The organism is Alteromonas sp. S167, from assembly GCF_036864375.1.
Taxonomy (GTDB): domain Bacteria; phylum Pseudomonadota; class Gammaproteobacteria; order Enterobacterales; family Alteromonadaceae; genus Alteromonas.
Window position 1 is genome coordinate 158,070 of sequence record NZ_JAZETR010000005.1, and the last position, 22,459, is coordinate 180,528.

The 22,459-nt window shown below is 43.0% G+C and carries 19 protein-coding genes; 11 read left to right on the forward strand and 8 right to left on the reverse strand.

The features are described from left to right. Positions 1-19 precede the first annotated feature (19 nt). Positions 20-1,162, reverse strand: coding sequence for an efflux RND transporter periplasmic adaptor subunit (locus tag V7R35_RS09745; protein ID WP_334014569.1), 1,143 nt, complete (start codon positions 1,160-1,162; stop codon positions 20-22). 256 nt (positions 1,163-1,418) lie between these two features. Further along, positions 1,419-2,105, reverse strand: coding sequence for a DNA-J related domain-containing protein (locus tag V7R35_RS09750; RefSeq protein WP_334014570.1), 687 nt, complete (start codon positions 2,103-2,105; stop codon positions 1,419-1,421). A 77-nt stretch (positions 2,106-2,182) separates the two neighbouring features. Here V7R35_RS09750 and V7R35_RS09755 point away from each other — a divergent pair, with 77 nt between their 5' ends. Both V7R35_RS09755 and V7R35_RS09760 read left to right on the forward strand, forming a co-directional pair. Beyond that, positions 2,183-4,090 (forward strand): CHASE3 domain-containing protein, encoded by a 1,908-nt coding sequence (locus V7R35_RS09755; protein WP_334014571.1) that lies wholly within the window; start codon positions 2,183-2,185, stop codon positions 4,088-4,090. A 106-nt stretch (positions 4,091-4,196) separates the two neighbouring features. Then, positions 4,197-4,913, forward strand: a complete 717-nt coding sequence (locus V7R35_RS09760; protein ID WP_334014572.1) for a DUF1499 domain-containing protein — start codon at positions 4,197-4,199, stop codon at positions 4,911-4,913. A 62-nt stretch (positions 4,914-4,975) separates the two neighbouring features. Here the strand turns inward: V7R35_RS09760 and V7R35_RS09765 are convergent, their stop codons facing one another. Beyond that, positions 4,976-5,578 carry a LysE/ArgO family amino acid transporter gene (locus tag V7R35_RS09765; protein WP_334014573.1) on the reverse strand — a complete coding sequence of 201 codons (603 nt, stop codon included), beginning with the start codon at positions 5,576-5,578 and terminating at the stop codon, positions 4,976-4,978. A 217-nt stretch (positions 5,579-5,795) separates the two neighbouring features. Between V7R35_RS09765 and V7R35_RS09770 the strand changes: the two genes are divergently transcribed. Together V7R35_RS09770 and V7R35_RS09775 are read left to right on the forward strand one after the other, a co-directional pair. Then, complete coding sequence (locus V7R35_RS09770) at positions 5,796-6,680, forward strand: ArgP/LysG family DNA-binding transcriptional regulator (RefSeq protein ID WP_334014574.1); 885 nt, start codon at positions 5,796-5,798, stop codon at positions 6,678-6,680. A gap of 143 nt (positions 6,681-6,823) precedes the next feature. Beyond that, positions 6,824-8,881, forward strand: coding sequence for a TonB-dependent receptor (locus V7R35_RS09775; RefSeq protein WP_334014575.1), 2,058 nt, complete (start codon positions 6,824-6,826; stop codon positions 8,879-8,881). Positions 8,882-8,967: 86 nt separating this feature from the next. On the opposite strand, the gene V7R35_RS09780 is transcribed toward V7R35_RS09775, so the two are convergent. Genes V7R35_RS09780 through V7R35_RS09790 form a run of 3 tightly spaced genes read right to left on the reverse strand, consistent with a single transcriptional unit; the run spans position 8,968 to position 10,824 of the window. Then, on the reverse strand, positions 8,968-9,528 hold the full coding sequence (locus V7R35_RS09780; RefSeq protein ID WP_334014576.1) for a hypothetical protein: 561 nt from the start codon (positions 9,526-9,528) through the stop codon (positions 8,968-8,970). 41 nt (positions 9,529-9,569) lie between these two features. Beyond that, positions 9,570-10,073: an RNA polymerase sigma factor gene (locus V7R35_RS09785; protein ID WP_334014578.1), complete on the reverse strand. Its 504-nt coding sequence runs from the start codon at positions 10,071-10,073 to the stop codon at positions 9,570-9,572. Positions 10,074-10,095: 22 nt separating this feature from the next. Next, on the reverse strand, positions 10,096-10,824 hold the full coding sequence (locus V7R35_RS09790) for a hypothetical protein (RefSeq protein WP_334014580.1): 729 nt from the start codon (positions 10,822-10,824) through the stop codon (positions 10,096-10,098). 321 nt (positions 10,825-11,145) lie between these two features. On the opposite strand from V7R35_RS09790, the gene V7R35_RS09795 reads away from it, so the two are divergent. After that, positions 11,146-14,019, forward strand: a complete 2,874-nt coding sequence (locus tag V7R35_RS09795) for a M14 family metallopeptidase (protein ID WP_334014581.1) — start codon at positions 11,146-11,148, stop codon at positions 14,017-14,019. Positions 14,020-14,105: 86 nt separating this feature from the next. On the opposite strand, the gene V7R35_RS09800 is transcribed toward V7R35_RS09795, so the two are convergent. Beyond that, the gene (locus V7R35_RS09800; protein WP_334014582.1) at positions 14,106-15,317 is read right to left on the reverse strand and encodes a diguanylate phosphodiesterase; all 1,212 of its coding nucleotides are present in this window, start codon (positions 15,315-15,317) and stop codon (positions 14,106-14,108) included. A 279-nt stretch (positions 15,318-15,596) separates the two neighbouring features. Here V7R35_RS09800 and V7R35_RS09805 point away from each other — a divergent pair, with 279 nt between their 5' ends. The 3 genes from V7R35_RS09805 to V7R35_RS09815 all read left to right on the forward strand — a co-directional run bounded on the left by V7R35_RS09805 (position 15,597) and on the right by V7R35_RS09815 (position 18,351). After that, complete coding sequence (locus tag V7R35_RS09805; protein WP_334014583.1) at positions 15,597-16,796, forward strand: HD-GYP domain-containing protein; 1,200 nt, start codon at positions 15,597-15,599, stop codon at positions 16,794-16,796. A gap of 28 nt (positions 16,797-16,824) precedes the next feature. Continuing rightward, a complete protein-coding gene (locus V7R35_RS09810; protein WP_334014584.1) occupies positions 16,825-17,697 on the forward strand; it encodes a mechanosensitive ion channel family protein in 873 nt (290 codons plus the stop codon). A 171-nt stretch (positions 17,698-17,868) separates the two neighbouring features. Beyond that, on the forward strand, positions 17,869-18,351 hold the full coding sequence (locus V7R35_RS09815) for a hypothetical protein (RefSeq protein ID WP_334014586.1): 483 nt from the start codon (positions 17,869-17,871) through the stop codon (positions 18,349-18,351). Positions 18,352-18,404: 53 nt separating this feature from the next. Here V7R35_RS09815 and V7R35_RS09820 read toward each other — a convergent pair whose 3' ends face one another. Continuing rightward, positions 18,405-19,064 (reverse strand): NUDIX hydrolase, encoded by a 660-nt coding sequence (locus V7R35_RS09820; protein ID WP_334014587.1) that lies wholly within the window; start codon positions 19,062-19,064, stop codon positions 18,405-18,407. 181 nt (positions 19,065-19,245) lie between these two features. On the opposite strand from V7R35_RS09820, the gene V7R35_RS09825 reads away from it, so the two are divergent. The 3 genes from V7R35_RS09825 (at position 19,246) to V7R35_RS09835 (ending at position 22,443) form a co-directional block, all read left to right on the forward strand. Then, positions 19,246-20,250 (forward strand): SPFH domain-containing protein, encoded by a 1,005-nt coding sequence (locus V7R35_RS09825; protein ID WP_334014588.1) that lies wholly within the window; start codon positions 19,246-19,248, stop codon positions 20,248-20,250. Positions 20,251-20,261: 11 nt separating this feature from the next. Beyond that, entirely contained in the window at positions 20,262-21,185 is a 924-nt protein-coding gene (locus V7R35_RS09830; RefSeq protein ID WP_334014590.1) for a hypothetical protein, read from the forward strand. A 187-nt stretch (positions 21,186-21,372) separates the two neighbouring features. After that, complete coding sequence (locus V7R35_RS09835; protein WP_334014591.1) at positions 21,373-22,443, forward strand: carbohydrate porin; 1,071 nt, start codon at positions 21,373-21,375, stop codon at positions 22,441-22,443. Positions 22,444-22,459 lie beyond the last annotated feature (16 nt).

The following is a 22,459-nucleotide window of genomic DNA, read 5'->3' on the forward strand; positions in this document are numbered from 1 at the left end:
TAGTGAATTCCCTTTTTACTTAGCGTGAGCCGCGTGAAGATGGTTGCCATGATGACGCGTTAACTTTGGCGCCAGGTTTCACTTTTTGATAGCCAGTAACAATAACCTGCTCACCCTCTTGCACGCCGCCAAGTACAACGTATTGGTCGCGATAAATTTTACCAATTTCTAGCGTGCGCCCTTCTACTTCACTTTTGCCGTTTACAACATAAATCGACAACGAGCCATCCGGCTGTCTAGTTGTTGCGCGCTGAGGCACCAGTAATGCCTCTTCTCGGCTGGTAATAACATGACCTTTCACAAACAAGCCTGGTAATAGCACGCTGTCAGGGTTTGGCATTTCAGCACGAAGCGTTACCGAGCCTGTCGACTCATCTACGGTTACCTCAGAGAACTTTACGCTTCCAGTATGGGCGTAACGCGCCCCTGTTACCTCGTCTACGGTAAGCTCTACATCCATAGCGCCCTGTTTACTCATGGCTTGACGCAAGGTCAAAATGGCCGAGCCAGACTCTTGCATATCAATAAATACAGGGTCTAGCTGAGTGATAGTGGCCAACTGCTGAGCTTGGTTTGTTGTAACCAGCGTGCCTTCTGTTACGAATGAACGACTAATACGACCGCTTATAGGTGCGTACACTTTGGTGTAACCCATGTTCACCTTCGCTACATCCACTGCTGCTTCAGCCACAGAGATAGCCGCTTGCGCCTGTTCTTTTTGTGCAATTACGTCGTCGTACTCTTGTTTACTTACCGCATTTTGCGCTACCAAGTCATCGTAACGTCTAGCTTTAGCTTCTAGCGTTTTTAAGTTAGCTTGCGCACTTTTCAGGTCTGCTTTAGCACTGTTTAATTGGGCTAAATAGCGCGCTTCATCTATTTGATAAAGCTGCTGCCCTTTTTCAACCTGAGCACCTTCTTCAAAAAGTCTTTCGGTAATAACACCGTCTACTTGAGGGCGTACTTGCGATTGACGAGAAGGACTTACCCTACCAGGCAATATCATTTCATGTACTACTGGCTGTTTTTTTATAGTAACAACAGACACCGCAGTGGCTGGCATTTGCTTAGGCGCACTCTGCGACTGCTCGCTTTCATTTGAGCAACCAGTAATAACCATTAGCGCAACCAACGCTGCAATAACATTAACAATGCGACTCATAGTCAATCAAATTCCCAGTAGTTTGCTCAGACAACGCTAAAGCACCGTTTGCGTTTACAAAAGACGCCGAGCTACGTGATATATAAGGTTAAATATAGAACATGCGAACACGTAACGTTATGTAGCTTGAAAATGCTTGCTCGTTCCGTGTTACCAAGTGCTGCAATTGTGCGGCCGAAAAGAAAAAGATGAAAGATAAGGAAGGCGAAGCAACGAAGGTTTCAGGTAAATCACTGATGAGACTGTTTAGAATACCTTAATCGCTGGCAGTGACGTGGGGTAATAGCAATTTGTATGAAGCAATTACGGCTTGTGCACGCTCTTTACAGCCCCCTTTATCTGGGTGCGCTAGTTGAAGGGCCTTTCTATAGTATTGCTTTAATACACTGCGTGATAGCGTTATGTCTACAGGAATCGCTAGCTGATTTTTTGCTGCATTAATATCTCCACTACTCGCGTTAGCGAGGTTGTCATGCCCACCTTTTACAAACCTTTCCCAAAAGCTCGCCAGTAATGTGTCTATTTCCTTGTCTGTCGTTTTGTAATTCGACCAGTCTAAATAATACTTTGCCAACTCATCTTGTTCAGACACGTTAACAGCGTTTTGCCTAGAAAATTCGTCGTCAGTGGCTTTATGCTTGCCATCAAACACGTTCAACTGAATACGCAAAGCATGTATTTCCAAGTACCCCTTGCTAGCCATTAAATACTGTTTTTGTAGCCGATACAGGCAATGAAACAAAATAAAGTGAGTTTTGAACAACGTAGACTGATTGGATAAACAGCTCTCATCAAAAAGACTAAACGGTGGCGCTTGTAGCAATGAAATAAGTGCATACTCACTTATCCCCTTTTCCAACTCTTCTTGTAAGGTGCCTATTGCGTCAATCAGCACTTCATTAAATTGAAGATGCAAAGCCTGTTCAACCTTGTTTTTTATCACAACTTTACTCTATTGGGTTACTTGACTACGATAAACATTCAAGCACAAAAACGCTGGAAGCGTTAGGGCTAAAAAAAATGACCAAGATAGACTTAAAAAAAGCGCTCGCATTTTTTATAGCTTGTGCCTCAATTGTGCTGTTAATTAATTTTGTTGTTCTTATCGCTGGGCGCGCAGACGCTAAAGACAATGAAAAATGGGTTACCCATACTCATGAAGTAATACAATTAAGCCAGCAGCTTTTTATTCAAATTCAGAATGCTGAAACTGGCCAGCGCGGCTTTTTACTTACTGAAGATAACTCTTATCTAACTCCCTATCTCATTGGTATCGATCGTATTCAAGAGCTACTTCGAACACTTCAAAACAAAACCAAAGATAACCCTTCTCAGCAAACTCGCCTTTTAAACTTAAGCACCCTAATTGACGCGAAATTACGCGAACTAAAGCGCACCATAGACCTTGCCAATAGCAATGAAAAAGCCGCTGCACTAAGACTTGTTAGAAGTGACTTGGGTCAGTCGTTGATGCTGCAAATAAGGCAGCTACTAGATGAATTCAACAGCGAAGAACAGACACTGCTTGCAGTAAGAAAAGAAAATTACGCATTCTCTAAAAACCGACAATTTTTTGGTGTCATGTTCGCAGAATTTCTTTTACTCATTGTCGTTTTAACGTCGATTTTCGTGCTTAACCGTCGCGTCATTGAACCTATCATGCAGCTCACAAAAGCGGCACAACGTTATGACAATGCAAAAAAGGCCGACTTTTCTATCCCCCCTTCTACATCAGAAATTGAGAAGCTCTCTTCTACATTACGAAACATGGCCCACAACGTTTCCGTTTATGTAAGCGCATTAACTGAGTCGAAACAAAAGAGTGAAAAACTTGCCAATGTGAAAAGTACGTTTTTAACTAACATGAGCCATGAAATAAGAACCCCTTTGAATGGTATTTACGGCACACTTCAGCTCATAGGAAACGAGGCACAGACGCCTAAAAGCACTCAACTTATCGAACGTGCTATGTATTCCGTTAAATCGCTAAACGCTATTGTTAACGACGTTCTAGACATATCCAAAATTGAGAAAGGAAAGTTAAATATTGAAGAAACCACCTTCAATATGAATGAGCTCATTGAACTTAGCCTGACTGATGTAGCTATACATGCACACAATAAAGGCATTTCTTTTACGCTTAATAACAACGTAGAAAAACCCTTTTGGCTAGGGGATCCAGTGAGGCTAAAACAGGTTATCGACAACCTTGTTTCCAATGCACTTAAATTTACTCACAGCGGCAACGTGTATTTTAGTATCGAAGAGAACAACGACAGCTCTGGAATAACCCTAACTGTGAAAGATACCGGTATTGGTATGACACAGTCCGAGCAACAGCGCTTGTTTCGGCGTTTTGAGCAAGCCGACTCCACAATAACACGGCGCTTCGGTGGTACAGGGCTAGGTATGGCAATTACACATCAGCTGGTAACGTTAATGCGCGGAACAATAAAAGTTGAAAGTACGTTTGGTGAAGGAAGCAGTTTTACAGTATGCATTCCGCTGACACGTGCAACAGACCCAGTTAATACGATAGAAAACGAGCGAGAAGAACACGTCAGCCAGGACGATAAGTCTGTGCTTATTGTAGAAGACAACGACATTAATCGGCTTGTTATATCAGAAGCCATTGAAGCGCTAGGCACAACGCCTACGCAAGCCGAGAACGGTGCTGAAGGGTTTAATCAGTTTAAAAAGAAACAGTTCGATATTGTACTAATGGACATTCAAATGCCGGTATTGGATGGCATAGAAGCATGTAAGCTTATGAAAAAAGATAATTCAAAGATCCCTGTGGTTGCATTAACGGCAAATGTTATGGCTGATGACAAAGCAATTTATACAGCTACCGGGTTTGACGCCGTTTTAGAAAAGCCTTTAGATTTAAAAGCACTTTACAGCACACTACGACAGCTTGTTACATAATAGTTTGCACGATACGATTGTGAGAAGTCTTTTGAACTATTATTGAGAAGAATAAGTTAAAGTAACAACTATAATAAAAACTGGGATAATAAAAACTGGAGCTCACTTGAAAGTATTAATTGCCCTTGCCAGCATTGTTGGCTTTTTAATGGTGGTACTACCTGGACCACTCTATCAGTTCGCGGGCGTAAGCCTTGGCACTGCATTTACCTCTCTACGTTTTGGCGTGTATGTAGGCGGTGCAGCCCTAATTCTAATCATTTTGCAGGTTTTGATAAATCGCAAAAGTGTAAGCTGGGGAAGCACCTTTATTTATGCAGCTATGGCGCTTGTTGCAGTGGGCATGCCAGTAAGCATGATGAGCAAAGCCAGTGCAGTTCCGCCCATTCACGATATTACTACCGACGTTACTAATCCACCTGAGTTCGTTGCTATCGCACCACTACGCGAAGGCGCTCCTAACCCAGTAAGTTACGAAGGCGGAGATGTAACTAAGCAGCAACTTGAAGCCTACCCAGAGATTAAAACCCAACTTCTTCCTCAAAGCATTAATGAAGTTTACATTGCCGCTGAACGCGCTATTGATGCACTAGGATGGGAACGTGTAACGGAAGGCGCATTGCCAAACACGCTTGAAGCAACAGACACTACGACTTGGTTCGGCTTTAAGGATGATGTGGTAGTTCGTTTAACCATTCAAAACGACGATACATTGGTAGACGTTCGAAGCAAGTCTCGCGTTGGAAAAAGCGATTTAGGAAAAAATGCGCAGCGAATTGATGCGTTTCTTTTCGAACTACGCAACCAGCTTGGTTATCATTAAGCAAACAATGTTGTTATAAAAAAGCCCGCCGTTGCGGGCTTTTTAATGATACGAACACTAATTTACAGGCTTGCTAACTGAACACTTACCATACCCAATACAGCGGCATTAAGCCTATTAAACCAACGCCAGAAATTAGGGCGTTGCATATGATGAGCAAATTTAGCGGTAAGCGTACTTAAACCAACGAACCAAACTACCGACGCACCGATGGCACCACCGACAAACCACCACTTATTTTCTTGCCACTGACTGGCCAAATTTCCCATTAGCAATAACGTATCTAAGTAAAAATGCGGATTAAGCCAAGTAACCGCTAATGCTATCAACAATGCTTTTTTAAATGACAGCTGCTTTTTTGCCATTTCTAGCACAAGAGAGTCGTCTGCCATTGATGACTTTATTTTGTTAAATGCAATGTACAATAAAAAAGCAACGCCAGCCCACTTAGTGACGGTAACCAGCATCGGGTATTCTTGTAGTAGAAGCCCAAAGCCCATTGCACCAAGGCTAATTGAAATGGCGTCGCTTAAAATGAACAGAATGACAAAAAGTGCTGTCCATTGACGCTTCATCGACTGTTCAATAAGAAAACTGTTTTGCGCCCCTACTGCAATAATAAGGGTACCACCCATAACAAAACCGCTTGTTACCGCCGCCAACATAATTAATCGCCTCTATATGCTTTAAGTTTTTGCTTTGCTTACAACGTGTACCTTCACGTTTAAAGCGCTAACTGCTAATGAATTGGCTTTATTTTAATCAACCTTATAAACTAAATTAAATTAATGATATTTGTTTTTAATAAGCAAAATTAATGATTATAACGCTTTTTTTACACCCACTGCTTTTTCAAAAGTGGCTCGGATAAGGTAACTCTATATGCTGGACTACGATGCTTTACGCTGTTTCAATGAAGTGCTGCGCTACGGCGGGTTTGAGAAAGGCGCGCAAGCGCTTAACCTTACACAATCTGCAGTCTCACAAAAAATAAAGCGGCTAGAGCAAAGCGTGGGAGGACCTGTACTGGTTCGAACTAAGCCACTCAAAGCAACACCTTTGGGTAAGGTACTGTTGGGGCATATTCAAAAGGTGAGTGTGCTTGAGGAAGCATTGAATATTCAAAGCGGTCTTGAGTCTAGCGCGTCACCATTAAATGTGGCGGTAAATAATGATGTATTGGCTACGTGGTTTTCACAAGTTATTGCGCACTTTAGCGATACACGAGCCAATCCCATTCATATTGTTAACGCCGATCAAACACAAACCCGCGATATCCTTCAACAAGGCAATGTAATGGCATGTATCAGCCAAACGGGAACGCCTGTTACTGGAGGCCAATCGGTTAGGCTTGGCACTATGAAATACCAGCTATTTGCCTCTCCTCGTTTTATCTCGCGTCATTTGAATAAAGGGATCACGCCAGACTCTGTCATGAACACACCGGGTCTTTTATATGACGAGTTCGATGTAACCCTACTTACCGACTATCAAAGAGAGTGCTTGGATATTGCACCGTCTTTTACCACTTGCCATTGGTACCCTTCATCACATGGGTTTGTAAAAATGGCGCTCGATGGCGTGGTGTGGGCGCTATTGCCCACGCTTCAGGTTAAAAACGAGGTAGCTTACGGCGAATTAGTGCCTTTGTTTCCAGACAAAGCGCTTGGCGTTCCGCTGTTCTGGCATTGGCTAACTTTAGATTCAGGTGCCCTTGACGATTTAACCAAAGCAGTAAAAAAAGTTGCAAAAGCAGAGCTTTATTAACGCTTGAACGAAAAAGATAACTACACTTTACTTGTTGTGAATCAAGAGCACACGCCGAGAGCAGCATTTTATTTTTTAATAAAATGCGTCTGTTTCAGGTATTGAAACGTTTTGCTTATTACATCATTCAATTGGACTGCAAAATGAATTACAAAAAATTGTGGTTAGGGATAGCCACCGCTCTTTCAATCACTCCCACTTTTTCTCATGCTCATGGAACGTCAATAACTGACATTGAGCACATCCGCGTAAAGGGTGATGTTAGCACTAAAAATGGCGCTTATGTCTCTGCCTCACAGGGCTGGGTGAGCGGCGATACGCTTGTTGAAAGACCAACTTTGCGTACGGGCGAAATTCTTGAGTTTATTCCAGGCATGATGGTCACGCAGCATAGTGGTTCAGGTAAAGCAAACCAGTATTTTCTGCGTGGTTTCAACCTTGATCACGGAACAGATTTCAGCGTTAACGTAGATGGCATGCCAGTTAATATGCGTAGCCATGGTCACGGACAGGGCTATAGCGATTTAAATTTTATTATTCCCGAGCTCATAGATAACTTACGTTTTTTCAAAGGTACGTATTATGCCAATATCGGCGATTTTTCGAGTGCCGGCGGCGCACTATTTAGCTTAAGAAACTCGCTTCAGCAGAATATTGCGGTGTTCACGGTAGGTGAATATGGTTTTTTTCGCGGTGTGGCATTAAATCAATTAGAGCTTGAACACGGAAATATCGTCTCTGCGTTTGAATACCAAACTTATGATGGACCGTGGACAGACGTAAGTGAGGATGTGCGTAAAAAGAATGCCAACATTCGTTACGTTACACCGCTTGCTGATGGCGAATTATCTATAACTGCAATGGCCTACGACAACAGTTGGAATGGCGCTGATCAAATACCAGAGCGCGCCGTTGAAACCGGTTTAGTAGATAGACTTGGCTCACTGGATACACAAGTTGGCGGTACCTCATCGCGTTACAGCTTATCGGCAAATTATAAAAGTGAAGCCTTCAATGCATCACTTTATGCCATTGATAGCGACCTCTCATTGTTTTCAAACTTTACCTATTTTCTTGATGATCCAATAAGAGGCGACCAGTTCGAACAGACTGACCAGCGCAACATCTTCGGTGGCGAGATTTTTACTGTACTTCCCCTGCCTGTTACACCTGGAAGCAGTGTAACAATAGGTAGCCAGTTTCAATATGACGATATTGGCAACGTTGGGCTTTACCGTACACAAAATTTACAACGTTTTAGCACTACTAGAGAAGACGCTATAGATAGCTTAAGCGGCGCGTTGTTCGCACAATCTAATATTGTTCTTTCTGATTCACTTAGCCTGTCGTTAGGTGGAAGGTATGACTATTTGTCTGTTGATGTTGAAAGTGACTTACCTGCTAATAGTGGCGATGACAGCGACGGCCTCTTTACCCTAAAAGCGGGCCTAAAATACCTATTAAGCGACGAAGTCACTACGTTTATCAACATAGGCCAAGGCTTTCACTCAAATGATGCCAGGGGCGCAACCCTTAATGTAGACCCAGTAAGCGGAGAGTCTACCGAGCCGTCACCACTTTTAGTAAAGTCACTTGGTTATGAAACAGGTATAAACTTTACCGATAGCCATACCTTCAATGTGTCTGCTGCATTATGGTATTTAGAACTCGACAGCGAGCTGGTTTACGTAGGCGACGCTGGGTTTACGGAGGCTAGTCGACCGTCAGAGCGTTACGGCTTGGAGTTCAGCGCTTACTATTGGATAAATAAATATGTTACCAGTGACATAGAGGCAGCATGGACCCGCGCTCGTTTTAGCGACAGTGTTGACGGCGAAGGCGACTATATACAGGGAACAGTTCCGGGTGTAATAAGTGCTGGGCTGACCTATTATGAACAAAGCAATAAGCGGGGGTTAAGTTACGCTTTACGTGCACGTTACTTAAGCTCGCGCACGGTAGACAGTAATGATGAAATATCTCCTCCTTCAACATTCATTGTTAACACACAAATTCGCTATCGAGCAACTAACTGGGACGTTGTACTAGAGGTATTAAATACACTCGATAGTGACGACCATGACATCGATTACTTTTATGCGTCGCGGTTACAAGGTGAGCCTAATGAAGGTGTAGAGGACCTACACTTTCATCCCGTAGAACCGCGCAACATAAGACTGTCGTTTGCACTGCGTTATTAATTCATTTGCCTTAGAAAAAGAACAAAATGTAGATAGGGCTAACTACTTACCTTTCAGCGTGACAGTTTCCTTGACCATGCGGTTATTCACCGCATGGCATCAATGTTAGCAAGCGCCAGTGGCAACTGCCTCTTTAAACGTACGTACCGCCAATATACAAATAAAAGAAGCACACTATTAATAGCAAGTTGAACTGTCCATATTAAGTACGCGTTAACCACTAGAAAGTTATAAAGTGATACGGCTAAAAGTGCAGTCCATAGTACAGCAAACCCATATAGACTTACTTTCCAATAGGTCACACGCTGCACAAGCTGATGCTGTTTAAAATCTAACATCGCTTTTGTATCAAGAGTGTCGGTTAAAAGCTGTTTCTGCCTGAACTTATAGCCCCATATGCCAAACCCTAATGGCACAGGTGCAAGCACTGCGAACAGTAGCATTTGATTGCTCGTTTCTGCTTTAAAAAACATCGCATACAAACAAAACAGCGATACAGCCACACCAAGTAGTAAGTCGACCGCGGCCTTCATTTTCAAAGCGCGTTGTGCTTTGTTTGTTTGTTCGATTAACGCTGCAACATCTACTTTTGGTGTCGCTTGTTTAAATGACGTCTGCCACTTCGCAAGCTGGTCATCTACGTTCATTGTGTTTCCAAACCTATTTCAAATTTACGCTTAATACAAAGCTATCCCATCAAGCTGGTAAGCTGCTGGCGTGCTCGACTTGCACGCTTTGCTACAGCGCTTTCGGTTAACCCAAGAGTTTGCGCTATTTCGTTCTGATTAAACCCTTCAAGCTGTAACGCCATCACCTGCCTGTACTTCACCTCTAACTTGTGCAATGCACTCATTAAATCAAGGGTTTGGTCTGTGCCATCACCCTCTGTTACGGCATTTTCGTACTGCACGTTTTCAGCCCCTGAAACCTCAACACGTTTTTGCTCTTTTATAACGTGATCAACGGCTTTGTTGTGCGCTATTCTAGCCACGTATGTTTTAATGCTTGCTTCGCCACGAAATCCCTCTTCATGTGAAAAGCTACCCGCATCGAAAGCGCGCCAAACAGCAAGAGACATTTCTTGAATAAGTTCGTCTTGAAGCGCTACATTAGCTTCGAAAGTTGCAGCAACACGCGCCAATAAAGGCGCGTGCTCTGTTAAGATAGTCTGTATTGGAACGTGTAATTTCACCGTACATCCATGTGGCAATGTATTATTTTATTAACTGCTTATATGCACTAAATAGGCAGCAAGTCAGAATGGGACCTAGCAGTAGTGCAGATAAAACTGCCGTATAAGGTGCCAGAAATGCAATCAACATTGCAATTAATGTTAACAGTGCCATTGGCTTATATGCAGGCACAATAGACGACACACTGTCTTTCACAGCACGCAATATCGACTTGTTGGCAATTAAAATTTGCGCGCCTACAAACATAAACGGCATTTGCACTAACGTCATAAACGCAAAAGTACTACCTACTCTCCAAGGTGCAACATCAACCGCTTGGCCAGCTAGTAGTGAAGTTAACTGCTCTCCTTCAATAAGCAAACCCGCAAAAGCGAAGTGTAGGGCCATAAACACAATGCCACTGAGCGACCAAAGCGCCAAGCGTCCCCATTTTGCCCACGTTGCATTATGCTTAAACGAAAACTTATTGTCCTTCGCTATGTTATGCATTATTGGCCAAACCAAAGCCATAAGAAGCGGGCCAAGCCACTTTGAAAACGTTACGCTAAAAGGCGCTGGCAACGCTTGAAACACGGCCGGCACTAAAACAAACAGCATGGTAATAAGTGTTAGCTTTACTGGGGCTTTTTTATATAAGGTCCAGCCGCTTTTCATCCATTCTTTAGCTTCACCTACTTTAGGCTTGCCTGTACTAAGAGAATGCGTTGCAGATACTGCGCTATAAACCGGTTGTGTAGTTGATGTAGTCATCATAAATTCCTTGGCGTTGTAGTGGTTAATAAACTTTATAAACACAGCCTATGACTTCTCACCTAAAGGACTCACCTGTAGGACATCACCGTGTTAATTACCCCTATAGACGTGACAACCTCAGAAAACCTGACAACTTTTTTAAAACTTTTTTCAAAAATTCGTAAACCAATAATTTAAAACAATTTTTTATAGCTCAACAATACTTACATTCATCGCAATCGCATTGACTGCACAATTTATACACTACACTATCGAATAAAATAAAAAGTGCGCCTCACATTTCAAAGAAAGCGACTGTTCAACAACAAGGGAATACACATGCAAACCATAAAGAAATGGGCTGCTCTGCTTATGCTAATTGCAGTAGCCCCCTCTTATGCCGCGGTATTAATGAAACCCATTAACGACCCAGACCTTCACTACAACGGAAAGCTACTAGACGGCAATTACGATACTAGTATTACGCACCCAGACACACTTTTAGGCTTCGACGTTGGTTCGAGGGTTGCTACGCCGGTGCAAATTCATAACGCCGTTATGAAGTGGGCAGAACAGAGCGATAGGCTTCATGTTGTTGAATACGCGCGTTCTCATGAGGGGCGTCCTCTAATAGCGGCGTTCATATCAACACCTGCGCTACTTGCTAAACTCGACAAGGTAAAAGGTGATATTGGCAAGTTGGCCAACCCGCTTTCTACAAGTGACAACGAAGCTAATACACTAATCGACACATTGCCTGCCATTGCGTGGATGGCCTACTCTATTCACGGTAATGAAACATCAGGGGCAGACGCTGCGCTTGCAGCAATTTACCACCTTATTGCCAGTAAAGACGCAGACGTTTCTGCACTGCTAGACAATATGATTGTAGTTATAGATCCTATGATGAACCCCGACGGACGTGCTCGCTTTGCAAAGTCGCTAGAACAATATCGCGGTACAGCGCCTAACGTCGATGATCAGTCATTGTTACACCGAGGCGATTGGCCATATGGTAGAACTAATCACTACTTTTTCGACCTTAACCGTGACTTCTTCTACCTAACCCAACCTGAAACCGTAGGTCGTGTTGCCCTAATCAATCAGTGGCGCCCACAGCTCATGATTGACGGCCATGAGATGGGAAGCCAAGACACTTACCTGATGGGTCCACCTCGTCAGCCATTAAATCAGAACATAGATAAAAACCTACAGAAATGGGCCGTAACCTTTGCCGAAGATCAGTCTGCTGCCTTCGATGAAAAAGGCTGGCGCTACTACACAGGTGAATGGTTTGAAAATTGGTACCCAGGTTACTCAAACTACGCAGAATATCGCGGCACGATGCATATTCTTTATGAACAGTCGCGCATGGCAGAAGACGGTGTAAGACGCCCAGAAGGCACGGTTCAAACCTACACAGAATCGGTACATCACCAGTTTGTGTCTACGCTTGCAAACCTAAAGACGCTGGATAAGCACAGCAAAGCCATGTACCAAGATTACTGGAAAGGTAGAAAGGCAAACGTGGCAGCTAAAGGTAAATTCGCAAAACGCACCTTTGTGATTTTAGCCAATGGTAATGTGGGCCGCACTGAAACCTTAGTAAGCAAGCTACAAGCACAAGACATCAATGTTTATGTAGCCGACACGGACATTGAAGTAGACAAAGCCGTTACACAAATGGGTGAAACCAAAAGCGATTTTGTTATTCCTAAGGGCAGCATTGTTGTACCAAATAGACAGCCAGAAGCACCGCTCATTGCCGCCATTATGGAATTCGATGCGGGCGTTAACAACGCAGTATTAGTTGAGGAGCGCCAAAAGACACTGCGCGATGGTTCATCGGTAATGTACGACACTACGGCGTGGAACCTATCTATGATGTACGGCCTTGAAACAGTAACCGTACCTGAACATTTAACCCGAAACTTGTCTGCTTACACGGCATCTTCGGCTGAAAACACACTGCTAGAAAACGCGATTGTGTGGTTTGTTGATGGCGCAGATGACCGCTCTGTATCTTTTGCAGCACGCCTTATGGAACAAGGCGTGTATGTAAGGTTTGTAAATAAAGAATCGGAGTACGAAGGTAACCGTTTTAGCCGTGGCTCTATTGCCGTAACGGTAACCGACAACCCCAATAACGCGAAACTAGAAAGTCTTATTACCAATACTGCAGGCGAACTGGGCATTGCAGTTCATGCTTCTACAACAGGTTTTGGCGAAGGCGATTTACCTGAATGGGGTGGTGAGCACTTTGAACTATTAACAAAACCACAGGTTGCCATTCTTAGCCACGGAAGCTTCTCAAGCTATGACGTGGGTGCAACATGGCACAGTATCGATACCAATCTAGGCATTCGCCACAGTCAGCTTGATGTAAGTTCTATTAACCGTGCAGACCTTCGTCGTTACAATGTAATTGTGCTTCCCACCAGCTATGGAGCGCTAACCAAAAACGTGCAAGCTACCTTAGACGAGTGGGTTAAAAATGGTGGTACGCTAATAGCTCATGGCCGCAGTACGCAAGCCCTTGCAGGAAAAGACGGCATTGCTAAAGTGAAAACCATAGAAAATAGCTTCGAAAACGCCGTTGATTACGACATATCGCTTATGCGCGAATACATGGCACTTAGCGACAAGGTTGATACCAAAGCAACTATGACGCATGCTTTTGACGAAGACTACACCGTACCTTGGGATGACCTTCCAAAACCGCTTAAAGACGAAGAACTACTTCGCCGCGACAAGTGGCTTCGCATCTTTATGCCAAGCGGTGCCATGGTGGCAGGCAGAACCGATCAGAAGCATTGGTTAACTGCTGGGTCGCCAGACGTGCTTCCACTATTATACAGCAATCAACCCTTGCTAATGTCAGACGACAGCAGTGAAGCCGTTGTGCGAGCAGGCGTATACCGTCCATTCAAACGCAAAGAAAGCAGCACAGAGAAAAAGAATGCGGATAGATGGTTCACCTTGCCTGAAGGACAGACGCTTAATGTACGCATGAGCGGTTTACTATGGCCTGAAGCACAACAGCGTATTGCAAATACCGCCTATCTTACTCGTGAAGCCAGTGGAAAAGGGCAAATTATTTTGTTCTCTGGCCAGCCTAATTTCCGAGGTGCATCGCATGGTACTAACCGCTTGTGGTTAAACGCTATTGTTTATGGCCCTGGATTAGGCAGCCGCGCTCGTATAGTGCTTTAACACGTATTTGGCTTCATAGCTTCATAAAAAAGGGCCAGCGATGGCCCTTTCTTGTTTTACTTTCCATGAATGCGCTTACGCTCTTATTAACCAGCCTTTCTATTGTCAGCCATTGCCGTAAGTTCGGCAGCGTCGAAAGTGAGCTGTTCAACACCGTTAAGTTTAGGCTTCGCAAACAGAAAGCCTTGGAAGCGATGCACGCCTGCATGCTGAAGCCAAAGCCATTCATCAATAGTTTCAACGCCTTCAAACACAACCGGGGTTCCCATTGAATTAGCGAACTCAATTACCGCTTCAGTGATAGCCTGTCTTGGCCCGTTCTCATGAATACCCGTTGTAATTTTGCGGTCTACTTTAATTTTGTCTGGTAGAAAGTCAGCTAACAGCGACAGCCCAGCATATCCGGCTCCAAAATCGTCAATAGCTATGCGTATTCCTTTGGAACGTATTTTTTCGATAGCTCGGTAAAAAGGAGCGCTTTCTTTAATTATTTCCGTTTCTGTCACTTCAAGCACAAGTTGCTGAGGCTTTAAATTATTGGACTCAACCAAAGCAAATAAATAGCCACTTACATCGTCCATGTAAGTCAGTGCGCCGGGGCACAGATTTATAGACAGCGATTGGTCTTCTTGCAAAAGACGGGCACCTTGAGAGATGGCAATAGCCTTGGAGGTTAAGTCAAATTCGTACTTTTGCGAAGGCGACATACTATTCAAAACGTCTTCGGGATAACGTCCATCATCAGAGCGAAGCAGTGCTTCTATCGATGAAATTATTCCTCTGTATGTATCAACAATAGGCTGAAACGCAAACTGAATGTTTGAAGATGGGTATTTAGACACTTCCACAGAAGGTGCCTGCACCTTATTGCGAAGTGCATTGCGCGCTTCATCAGATAAACAGGTACGCCATTTGCCTGTAGCAAAACCGTTGAGTAATGCGAAAACGCGGCTCTCTCGGTGAAGATTAAGTTCAGGTGGAGTCCAATAACAGCCGCTACCTGACTCTACCGTTATGGTTCGTAAACACCAGCAACCGAAATCGCGCTTATGCGTTACTGTATCCATTATTTTTACGACATTATTATGCCGGCTATCGGCTTTGATGACTTTGAACAACGAATGAACAGCGTCTGCGTCACCTTCGAGCACTTGGAAAAAGTACTCGCCGTCAAACAACAACAATCCATTAATGTTGTGACGCTTATTCGCTGCGCACGCTTTATCTGTTAAGTCTTTAAGCTCCTTCTCATTCATTCCATTGCTTGCACGACTTCTGTAAATTAACTGTCTAAGCACATCGGAGCCTCATTATTAACAGTAAACTTTGTACATCTTAGAATTGTTAAAGTTCACATTTACACATCACGCCCTATACTAAAGTATAGTATCCAATTGAGGAGCTCGCACAGTTTTCTAGGAAACGAGCGCCAACAAACACGCTTTGATTTAATGCGACAGAAACTAAATCCTGTGCTATTCGTATAAGCTTTCTAATGCTTTGTAGGCAAAAAACCGTAACCTAGTATTAATACTCAGGTTGTCTCTATTGGCTCTTATACAAGTGCAGTTTAATGTATGAAGAAATTAGTCGGTGTTAACGAGCTTGAAGTCGGCATGTATGTGACCAGGGTTACCAAGTCTCAACGGTCAGCCATCATGACATCTGAAGGCATTATCAAAAGTACTGGCAATATAGCGCACCTGAAAAAGCTGAGAGTGCTTGAAGTCGAAATTGACACCAGCCGAAGCGAAGGTCAAAGCTCCCACGATGTGACTGCTGAAGCTACGATTGAAAATATGGATAAATTCAGCGAAGTAGTTAACGCCACGCCTTTAGCTCGGGAATTGCCTGTTGCTAAGAAAATGTACGCTAAGGCTCGAGAATTTCAACGCACAACATTCGATAGACTAAAGCGCGAAGGCACTTTTAACGCAAAAGAGTTTGAAGCACTGGCGTTGGAATTTTTAGATTCCATAACTCGCAATTCAGACGCACTACTTTGCATGACCAAGATGCAAAACAAAGACGCCTATTTGCTTGAGCATTCCTTAAATGTGTCTATTTTGCTCACCATTTTTGCCAAACATCTCAATTTTAATAGCGATATAGCACTGCGCTTAACCCTTGCTGGGCTTTTACATGATATGGGAAAGGTGCGTATTAGTGACGATATTTTATTAAAGAACGGAAAGCTAACTAAATCTGAATACGAAGAAATAAAAAATCACACCGTATATGGCGCAGAAATTCTTGAGAAAGCGGATATTGACGGCCTTGTAGTTCAAATTGCCTTGGAACACCACGAAAGACTGTCAGGCGGTGGATACCCTCACGGATTGCTTGCACACCAGCTGAATCAATATGTTCGCATGACCTGTATTGTAGACGTGTTTGATGCTATGACGGCAGAGCGGGTTTACAAACCGGCGATGACCGCGCATCACGCTTTTAAGCTCATGAAAAAAGCCGGGCCAGAGCAGTTCGATGATGCCTTGCTAAACGAATTCATTAAGGCCGTTGGACTATTCTCTATTGGCACACTTGTAATGATGGCAAGCCAGAAAATTGCAGTGGTAACAAAGACTAATTTTGAAGACCCGCTGAAGCCGACGGTGACCATTTTTTACAACGCTAAATATAAAAGGCATATTGAGGTAGAGACGCTCGACTTAAGCTCAAAAAAAGTAAGTGATTCTATCGAAAAAGCCGTAAACCCTAGTGATTTCGATATTGATATTAATACAGTAATCGACAAGCTTATAGTAACGCAATAACAACAGAAATTTGTATGTAAGGAACAGCATGGAAAGAATTCTAGCGTTTTTAAATAAACCCGCGTTTGAGTTTATGTCGCGGGAATTTACCGTGGGTATGCTAATTCTTATCCCCGTCATGTTCCTTCTAGCCGTATGGCTTCTTAAGTTTATATCGAAAATAGTGCCACGACTGCTTTCAAAAAATGGGGCAACACCTGATGCCGTTCATTTAATCAATCGTGTTATTCAAATTCTGGTGCTTGTGGTGATGGTAATAACGGCGCTAGACATTTTGAATGTGCCGCTTACCGCATTTGCTTTTGTTTCCGGCGCCGTTGCTATAGGTGTTGGATTTGGCGCTCAGAACATAATTAACAATTTCATCAGCGGCTGGATTTTAATGTGGGAGCGCCCAATCCGCATTGGCGACACGCTAGAGGTTGATAATACCAGAGGTAGGGTAGAAGCAATTAATACTCGTTCTACACGCATACGCCGCGTAGATGGTGTTCATATGCTAGTACCCAACAGCAAGCTGCTTGAAAACACAGTAATAAACTGGAATTTGGTAAATACCGAAACCAGAACGTCAGTAACTGTAGGCGTTGCTTACGGTTCGTCGGTAAGAGAAGTTGAAAGGTTAATATACGATGCGGTAGCAAAGCTAGACGGTGTGCTTACCACACCTGCACCGGCAGTTATGTTCGACGACTTTGGTGACAATGCGCTTAATTTTGAAGTGTATTATTGGCTTAACGCCAGTTCAGAAATGGAGAGGCGTAAATCGCGAAGTGATTGTCGCTTTTTAATCTGTGAAGCCTTTGAAAAAGCCGGAATTGTTATTGCGTTCCCACAACGAGATATTCATATTGATGGAGAGCTTTTACTTTCAAATAAAGAAACGTTGAATGCTAAATAAGCATACCTCACACTAAAAATAACCAACTAATTTTCAATAACTTTGCACAAGTAGCGCGCTTTATGTGCATTTGTTAGTGCGCATAAACACTAAAACTACTCTACCCTTTTTACTGCTTCAGCATTTTTTCAAAGCAATGTGTTTCGGGTAGTTGTGTAAGTAATGGTTAGTATGAGCAAGCAATTTTTATTTGGTGTAATTGTATTTTCAGTGATGGCACTCTTTGTGCCAAATAGCGTTAGTGCTAACAACGCAGGCCACCATCATTGGCAGTCTTCACCTCATCATCTTTCCGCTTTAACCGGCACCACGTACACAGACGAGCATGGACATGCATTCACCTTCGGTATCGATTATGAATACAGAATTAACGACTTTCTCGGTGTAGGTGTGGTGGCTGAATATGCCTTTGAAGATCTTGATGCCTATACATACTTGCTGGTTGCTGACTTACATATAACACCCAAGTTTATTGCACAGGTGGGCCCTGGTGTAGAGTTTCATGGCGGTGACAAAATTGCCGTAGGGCGATTAGGGTTACTGTATGAGTTTGAAATAAACAACTTCACCGTATCGCCACAGCTGCACTACGATTACCATCATGATCATGAAGATGCTGTAGTTGCTGGTATTGCTGTGGGCTTTTCGTTTTAACTTTATGTTTTTTAACCCTTCGACTACTCATATACATGAAAATTAAGGACATTCTACACACTCAAGTTCCTCTCAAAATTAACAATATTCACGCCCGGCTTTAGTTTGTAGAGTTGAGCTTGTCGTTTGCCTGTTACCGCTTTTTCATCAACTTCTTCAAACATATCGCTTGCTTCCACTCTACGCATCAACGACTTTCTCTGAACACTTTTACCAATGATGGTTTCGATAACCTGTTTTAGCTGAGAGATAGTGAAAAGCGATGGCAAGCAAAATGCAGGCACCATTGAATAAAGGGTTTTCTGCCTAAGGCGCTGTAGTGCAACCTTCGCAATATCTTTATGGTCAAAAGCTAGGTCAATATTCTCTAGGTCTTCAATGCTTATCCACTCTGCGTCGTTCACTGTGTCGATATGAATAGATGTTTGCTGATACCCTATTAATGCGAAATAAACGACCGTGACAGAGAACCCTCTTGGGTCTCTATTTGGGCCTGAAAAAACTTCTAGCTGCTCAAGGTAATTCGGTTGTACGCCCGACTTTTCAAGCAATTTACGTTTAGCGGTGTCTTCCGTTGACGCATCAACTTTTGGGTCAACAAAACCACCAGGTAATGACCACATGCCTTTACATGGTGCTATAGAGCGCTTCACCAGCAGCACTTTTAGCGCATTTTCATGCACTGTGAACAAAACATTATCGATTGTCAGCATTGGGTTTTCGTAGCTTCGCATGAGTGAACATTCATTAAAGTGTCGCAGTGACATTTATTCTTACACACCACTGTTTAAAAGCCAATTTATAAAAATTTGAACATTGCACTTTACAAATGTGTCGCTGGGACATATATTAAAAGTGTCACTAAGACATTAATAAAGAAAAAAGGAAATTATCATGTTCGGCATAAGCTTCTACAAAGCAGACCCTTCTACTCACGTGATGCTATTTAAAAACGGAAAAATAAAGCTACAAGGAAGAGGTACAAGTTTCTATTACTTCGCCCCAAGTGCATCATTAGTTGCCGTGCCGCTCAGTACAAAAGAAATTCCATTCGTATTTCGTATGAAAACCAATGACTTTCAGGACGTGACGGTTCAAGGGCAAATTACATTTCGCATTGAGAACCCCGAACTAGCCGCACAAATGATCAACTTTTCAATTAATGCCAGTGGTAGTTACCTGTCTGAGGAACCTGAAAAACTAGAAGAACGTATTATGCGTAGCGTTCAAGTTGTAGTTAGAAATACCATGGACAACATGAACTTGCAGTCGGCATTAACGAGCGCACAGCTACTAACAAAAACTCTTCAAGACGAGCTTCCTGCCCAGTCTTCACTGCAAAAAATTGGCATTGAGATAACCGAAATATCACTAACCGCCATTACACCTACACCGGAAACGGCTAAAGCGCTAGAAGCAGAAGTAAGAGAGTCGCTATTAAAAGATGCCGACAATGCCATTTACGCAAGACGTTTATCGAGCATAGAAAAGGAAAAACAAGTGAGAGAAGAAGAGCTTGAAACTGAAAAAGCCATTGCACGAAAACAACAAGATTTAGAAAAACAGGTTCTTGAAGCGGAACGAGAAAAAATGCAGCAGAAGTTCACTATGAACCAAGAAAAGCTTGAAGCGAGCACTGACAACGAAAGAAAAAGAGCCGAATTAGTAGAGCTTGAAAACGCTAACTCGAAAGCAAAAGCAGATACAAGAGCTTACGACATTCGCGTTCAGTTAGAAGCCTTTAACGATATTGATGTTGAAAGACTAAAAGTGATGAGCATGAACGGTGCAAAACCCGAACAGTTAATTGCACAAGCTATTGAAAATCTAACACAAGGCGACAACAAAGTTGAGAACTTAAACTTGTCACCTGACCTACTTCAATCACTTATTAAATAATTGGCGCTACCATGATTACCGATAGAAAAATTGTGATTGTTACGCGTAAAACACGCTTTGCAGAGTTAAAAGAAAAGTACTGCACGTTGGGTCAGGCAAAGTTTTATTTGGAGCATCTTGGTGAGTCTATTGAAGCCTATCAGGATGAACACACTCGATTTGAGCAAACGCTGAAACAATTGCAAGATGTAGTGAACAACATAGCTAGAGTTCAGCTATTAGAGCGCAGCTTTTTGCCCAGCTATAAGTTTAATCAAGACGATGTTGTTATAGTACTGGGGCAAGATGGACTGGTTGCAAACACCATGAAGTATTTAAATGGCCAGCCTATCGTAGCCATAAACCCTCTTCCTGACTTATTTGACGGTGTGCTGCTACCTTTTCTGCCTGCGCAGTGTAAAGAAGTTATACGGGCTGTTTTAAACACCAGCTTCTCAACCAAAACAGTAAGCCTTGCCGAGGTGAATACGAATTTAGGGCAACGCTTAATAGCCGTTAATGATCTATTTATTGGCCCTCGCTCTCATACATCGGCACGCTATAACTTAGCTATAGGTAACAACACAGAAGAGCAAAGTTCGTCTGGTATCATTGTATCGACAGGTCTTGGATCTACAGGTTGGTTCAAAAGTATTTTAGCTGGAGCAAGTGGCGTAGCGGGAACCGCTGTTCGTCACAAGCTTCAGAACGGTTTTGCATGGGACAGCCGTTTTCTTTACTACAGCGTTCGCGAGCCCTTTCCGTCATCAATTACAAGCTGCAACCACACCTTTGGCAAAGTGAACGCAAATAGCACGCTTACGCTTACCTCAAAAATGGCTGAGAACGGCGTCATTTTTTCAGACGGTATTGAATCAGATTGTATTGAGTTTAATGCGGGCACTGTTGCCGAAGTGGCGCTCAGCAAACTTAAAGGGCAGTTGGTGGTTGGTTAGATTGCATCATATGGTTTACTGCGTTCATTTTTCGTCGGCAGTCTATACAACACCGATGATATAATTGAACCGTAAGAAAAAATCTACGGTATCCATAGGACTCATGCAATTGTTGTTGCCCTCTTTTATGAAAGTCATTCGATCACGCTCAAAGGTCCATCTACGCTCAATGTGCATGAGTGCACTTATGATTTTTTCCTCACCAATTGCGCTAGCAGACATTCGTTCGACAATGTCGGTGTCATATACCGGCGATACCTTTCAAAACGTTTCTGGTGGAGTTCGCAGAGGTAATGAATATCTTGATCTGCTAGATATTACATTTAATACCGATTTTGAAATATCAGAGACATGGACACTAACAGCCGCAGTTCAAGGGCTTTACAGCAACGGTAATTCAATATCAGAAGAGTTAGCCGGTGATATACAAATTTTATCAAACTTAGACGGCGGCGGCGCTTTTACAAAGCTTGGTCAAGCAACGATTCAGCTATCAAGTACTGCAGGCTCAGTTTTAGTAGGCCTTTATGATATCAACGCCGAATTTGATGTGCTTGAAAGCGCCAACTTATTTATAAATAGCGCACATGGTATAGGCAACGATATTGCGCTTACCGGCGAAAATGGGCCATCTATTTACCCCTTCTACAGCTTAGGCGTTAGAGCAAAATTTAATATTGATAATAACCAAAGTATTAAAGTGGCTATTTTAGATGCCGTCCCGGGTAGTGAAACATCGCTAAATGCACCACAACCAGAATTCAATAGTGATGAGGGCTTCTTTACGATTGCAGAGTACGCTTATGAACTTCAACGTAGCAAATTGTTGTTAGGTGTGTGGCAGTACTCTAAAGACGTTGAGACGAACAACAGGCAAACAAAGAATATGGGTGCTTATGCAAGGTTCGAACATCAGTTTAACGATCAGCGAACCCAAGCATTTCTTCGATTAGGCTATGCCAATGAAAAGGCCAATCTGCATGATTGGTTCATCGGCACAGGAATAAGCTACACAGACCCTTTTAATATTAACGAAAACGATGTTGCTGGAATCGCGATAGCGTATGTACAACGGGGCGAAAGAGTTGCCGAAGAGCGAGCGTTAACACAACCTCATGAAACCAGCTTTGAGCTAACGTACCTTAAAAACATTAATGAGTATTTTTATCTTCAGCCCAACGTTCAATACATTGAAAATGCTGGGTTTGAAAATAGGCATGCGTTGGCATTTGGAGTAAGGCTACAAGTTACTTTCTAAGAGAAACACTGTAAGA

Coding starts and splice junctions, on each gene's coding strand:
- V7R35_RS09745 (WP_334014569.1), bottom strand. CDS start 1,162: ATGAGTCGCATTGTTAATGTTATTGCAGCGTTGGTTGCGCTAATGGTT.
- V7R35_RS09805 (WP_334014583.1), top strand. CDS start 15,597: ATGAAGAAATTAGTCGGTGTTAACGAGCTTGAAGTCGGCATGTATGTG.
- V7R35_RS09795 (WP_334014581.1), top strand. CDS start 11,146: ATGCAAACCATAAAGAAATGGGCTGCTCTGCTTATGCTAATTGCAGTA.
- V7R35_RS09835 (WP_334014591.1), top strand. CDS start 21,373: ATGATTTTTTCCTCACCAATTGCGCTAGCAGACATTCGTTCGACAATG.
- V7R35_RS09830 (WP_334014590.1), top strand. CDS start 20,262: ATGATTACCGATAGAAAAATTGTGATTGTTACGCGTAAAACACGCTTT.
- V7R35_RS09790 (WP_334014580.1), bottom strand. CDS start 10,824: ATGACTACATCAACTACACAACCGGTTTATAGCGCAGTATCTGCAACG.
- V7R35_RS09780 (WP_334014576.1), bottom strand. CDS start 9,528: ATGAACGTAGATGACCAGCTTGCGAAGTGGCAGACGTCATTTAAACAA.
- V7R35_RS09755 (WP_334014571.1), top strand. CDS start 2,183: ATGACCAAGATAGACTTAAAAAAAGCGCTCGCATTTTTTATAGCTTGT.
- V7R35_RS09815 (WP_334014586.1), top strand. CDS start 17,869: ATGAGCAAGCAATTTTTATTTGGTGTAATTGTATTTTCAGTGATGGCA.
- V7R35_RS09810 (WP_334014584.1), top strand. CDS start 16,825: ATGGAAAGAATTCTAGCGTTTTTAAATAAACCCGCGTTTGAGTTTATG.
- V7R35_RS09825 (WP_334014588.1), top strand. CDS start 19,246: ATGTTCGGCATAAGCTTCTACAAAGCAGACCCTTCTACTCACGTGATG.
- V7R35_RS09820 (WP_334014587.1), bottom strand. CDS start 19,064: ATGCTGACAATCGATAATGTTTTGTTCACAGTGCATGAAAATGCGCTA.
- V7R35_RS09775 (WP_334014575.1), top strand. CDS start 6,824: ATGAATTACAAAAAATTGTGGTTAGGGATAGCCACCGCTCTTTCAATC.
- V7R35_RS09770 (WP_334014574.1), top strand. CDS start 5,796: ATGCTGGACTACGATGCTTTACGCTGTTTCAATGAAGTGCTGCGCTAC.
- V7R35_RS09765 (WP_334014573.1), bottom strand. CDS start 5,578: ATGTTGGCGGCGGTAACAAGCGGTTTTGTTATGGGTGGTACCCTTATT.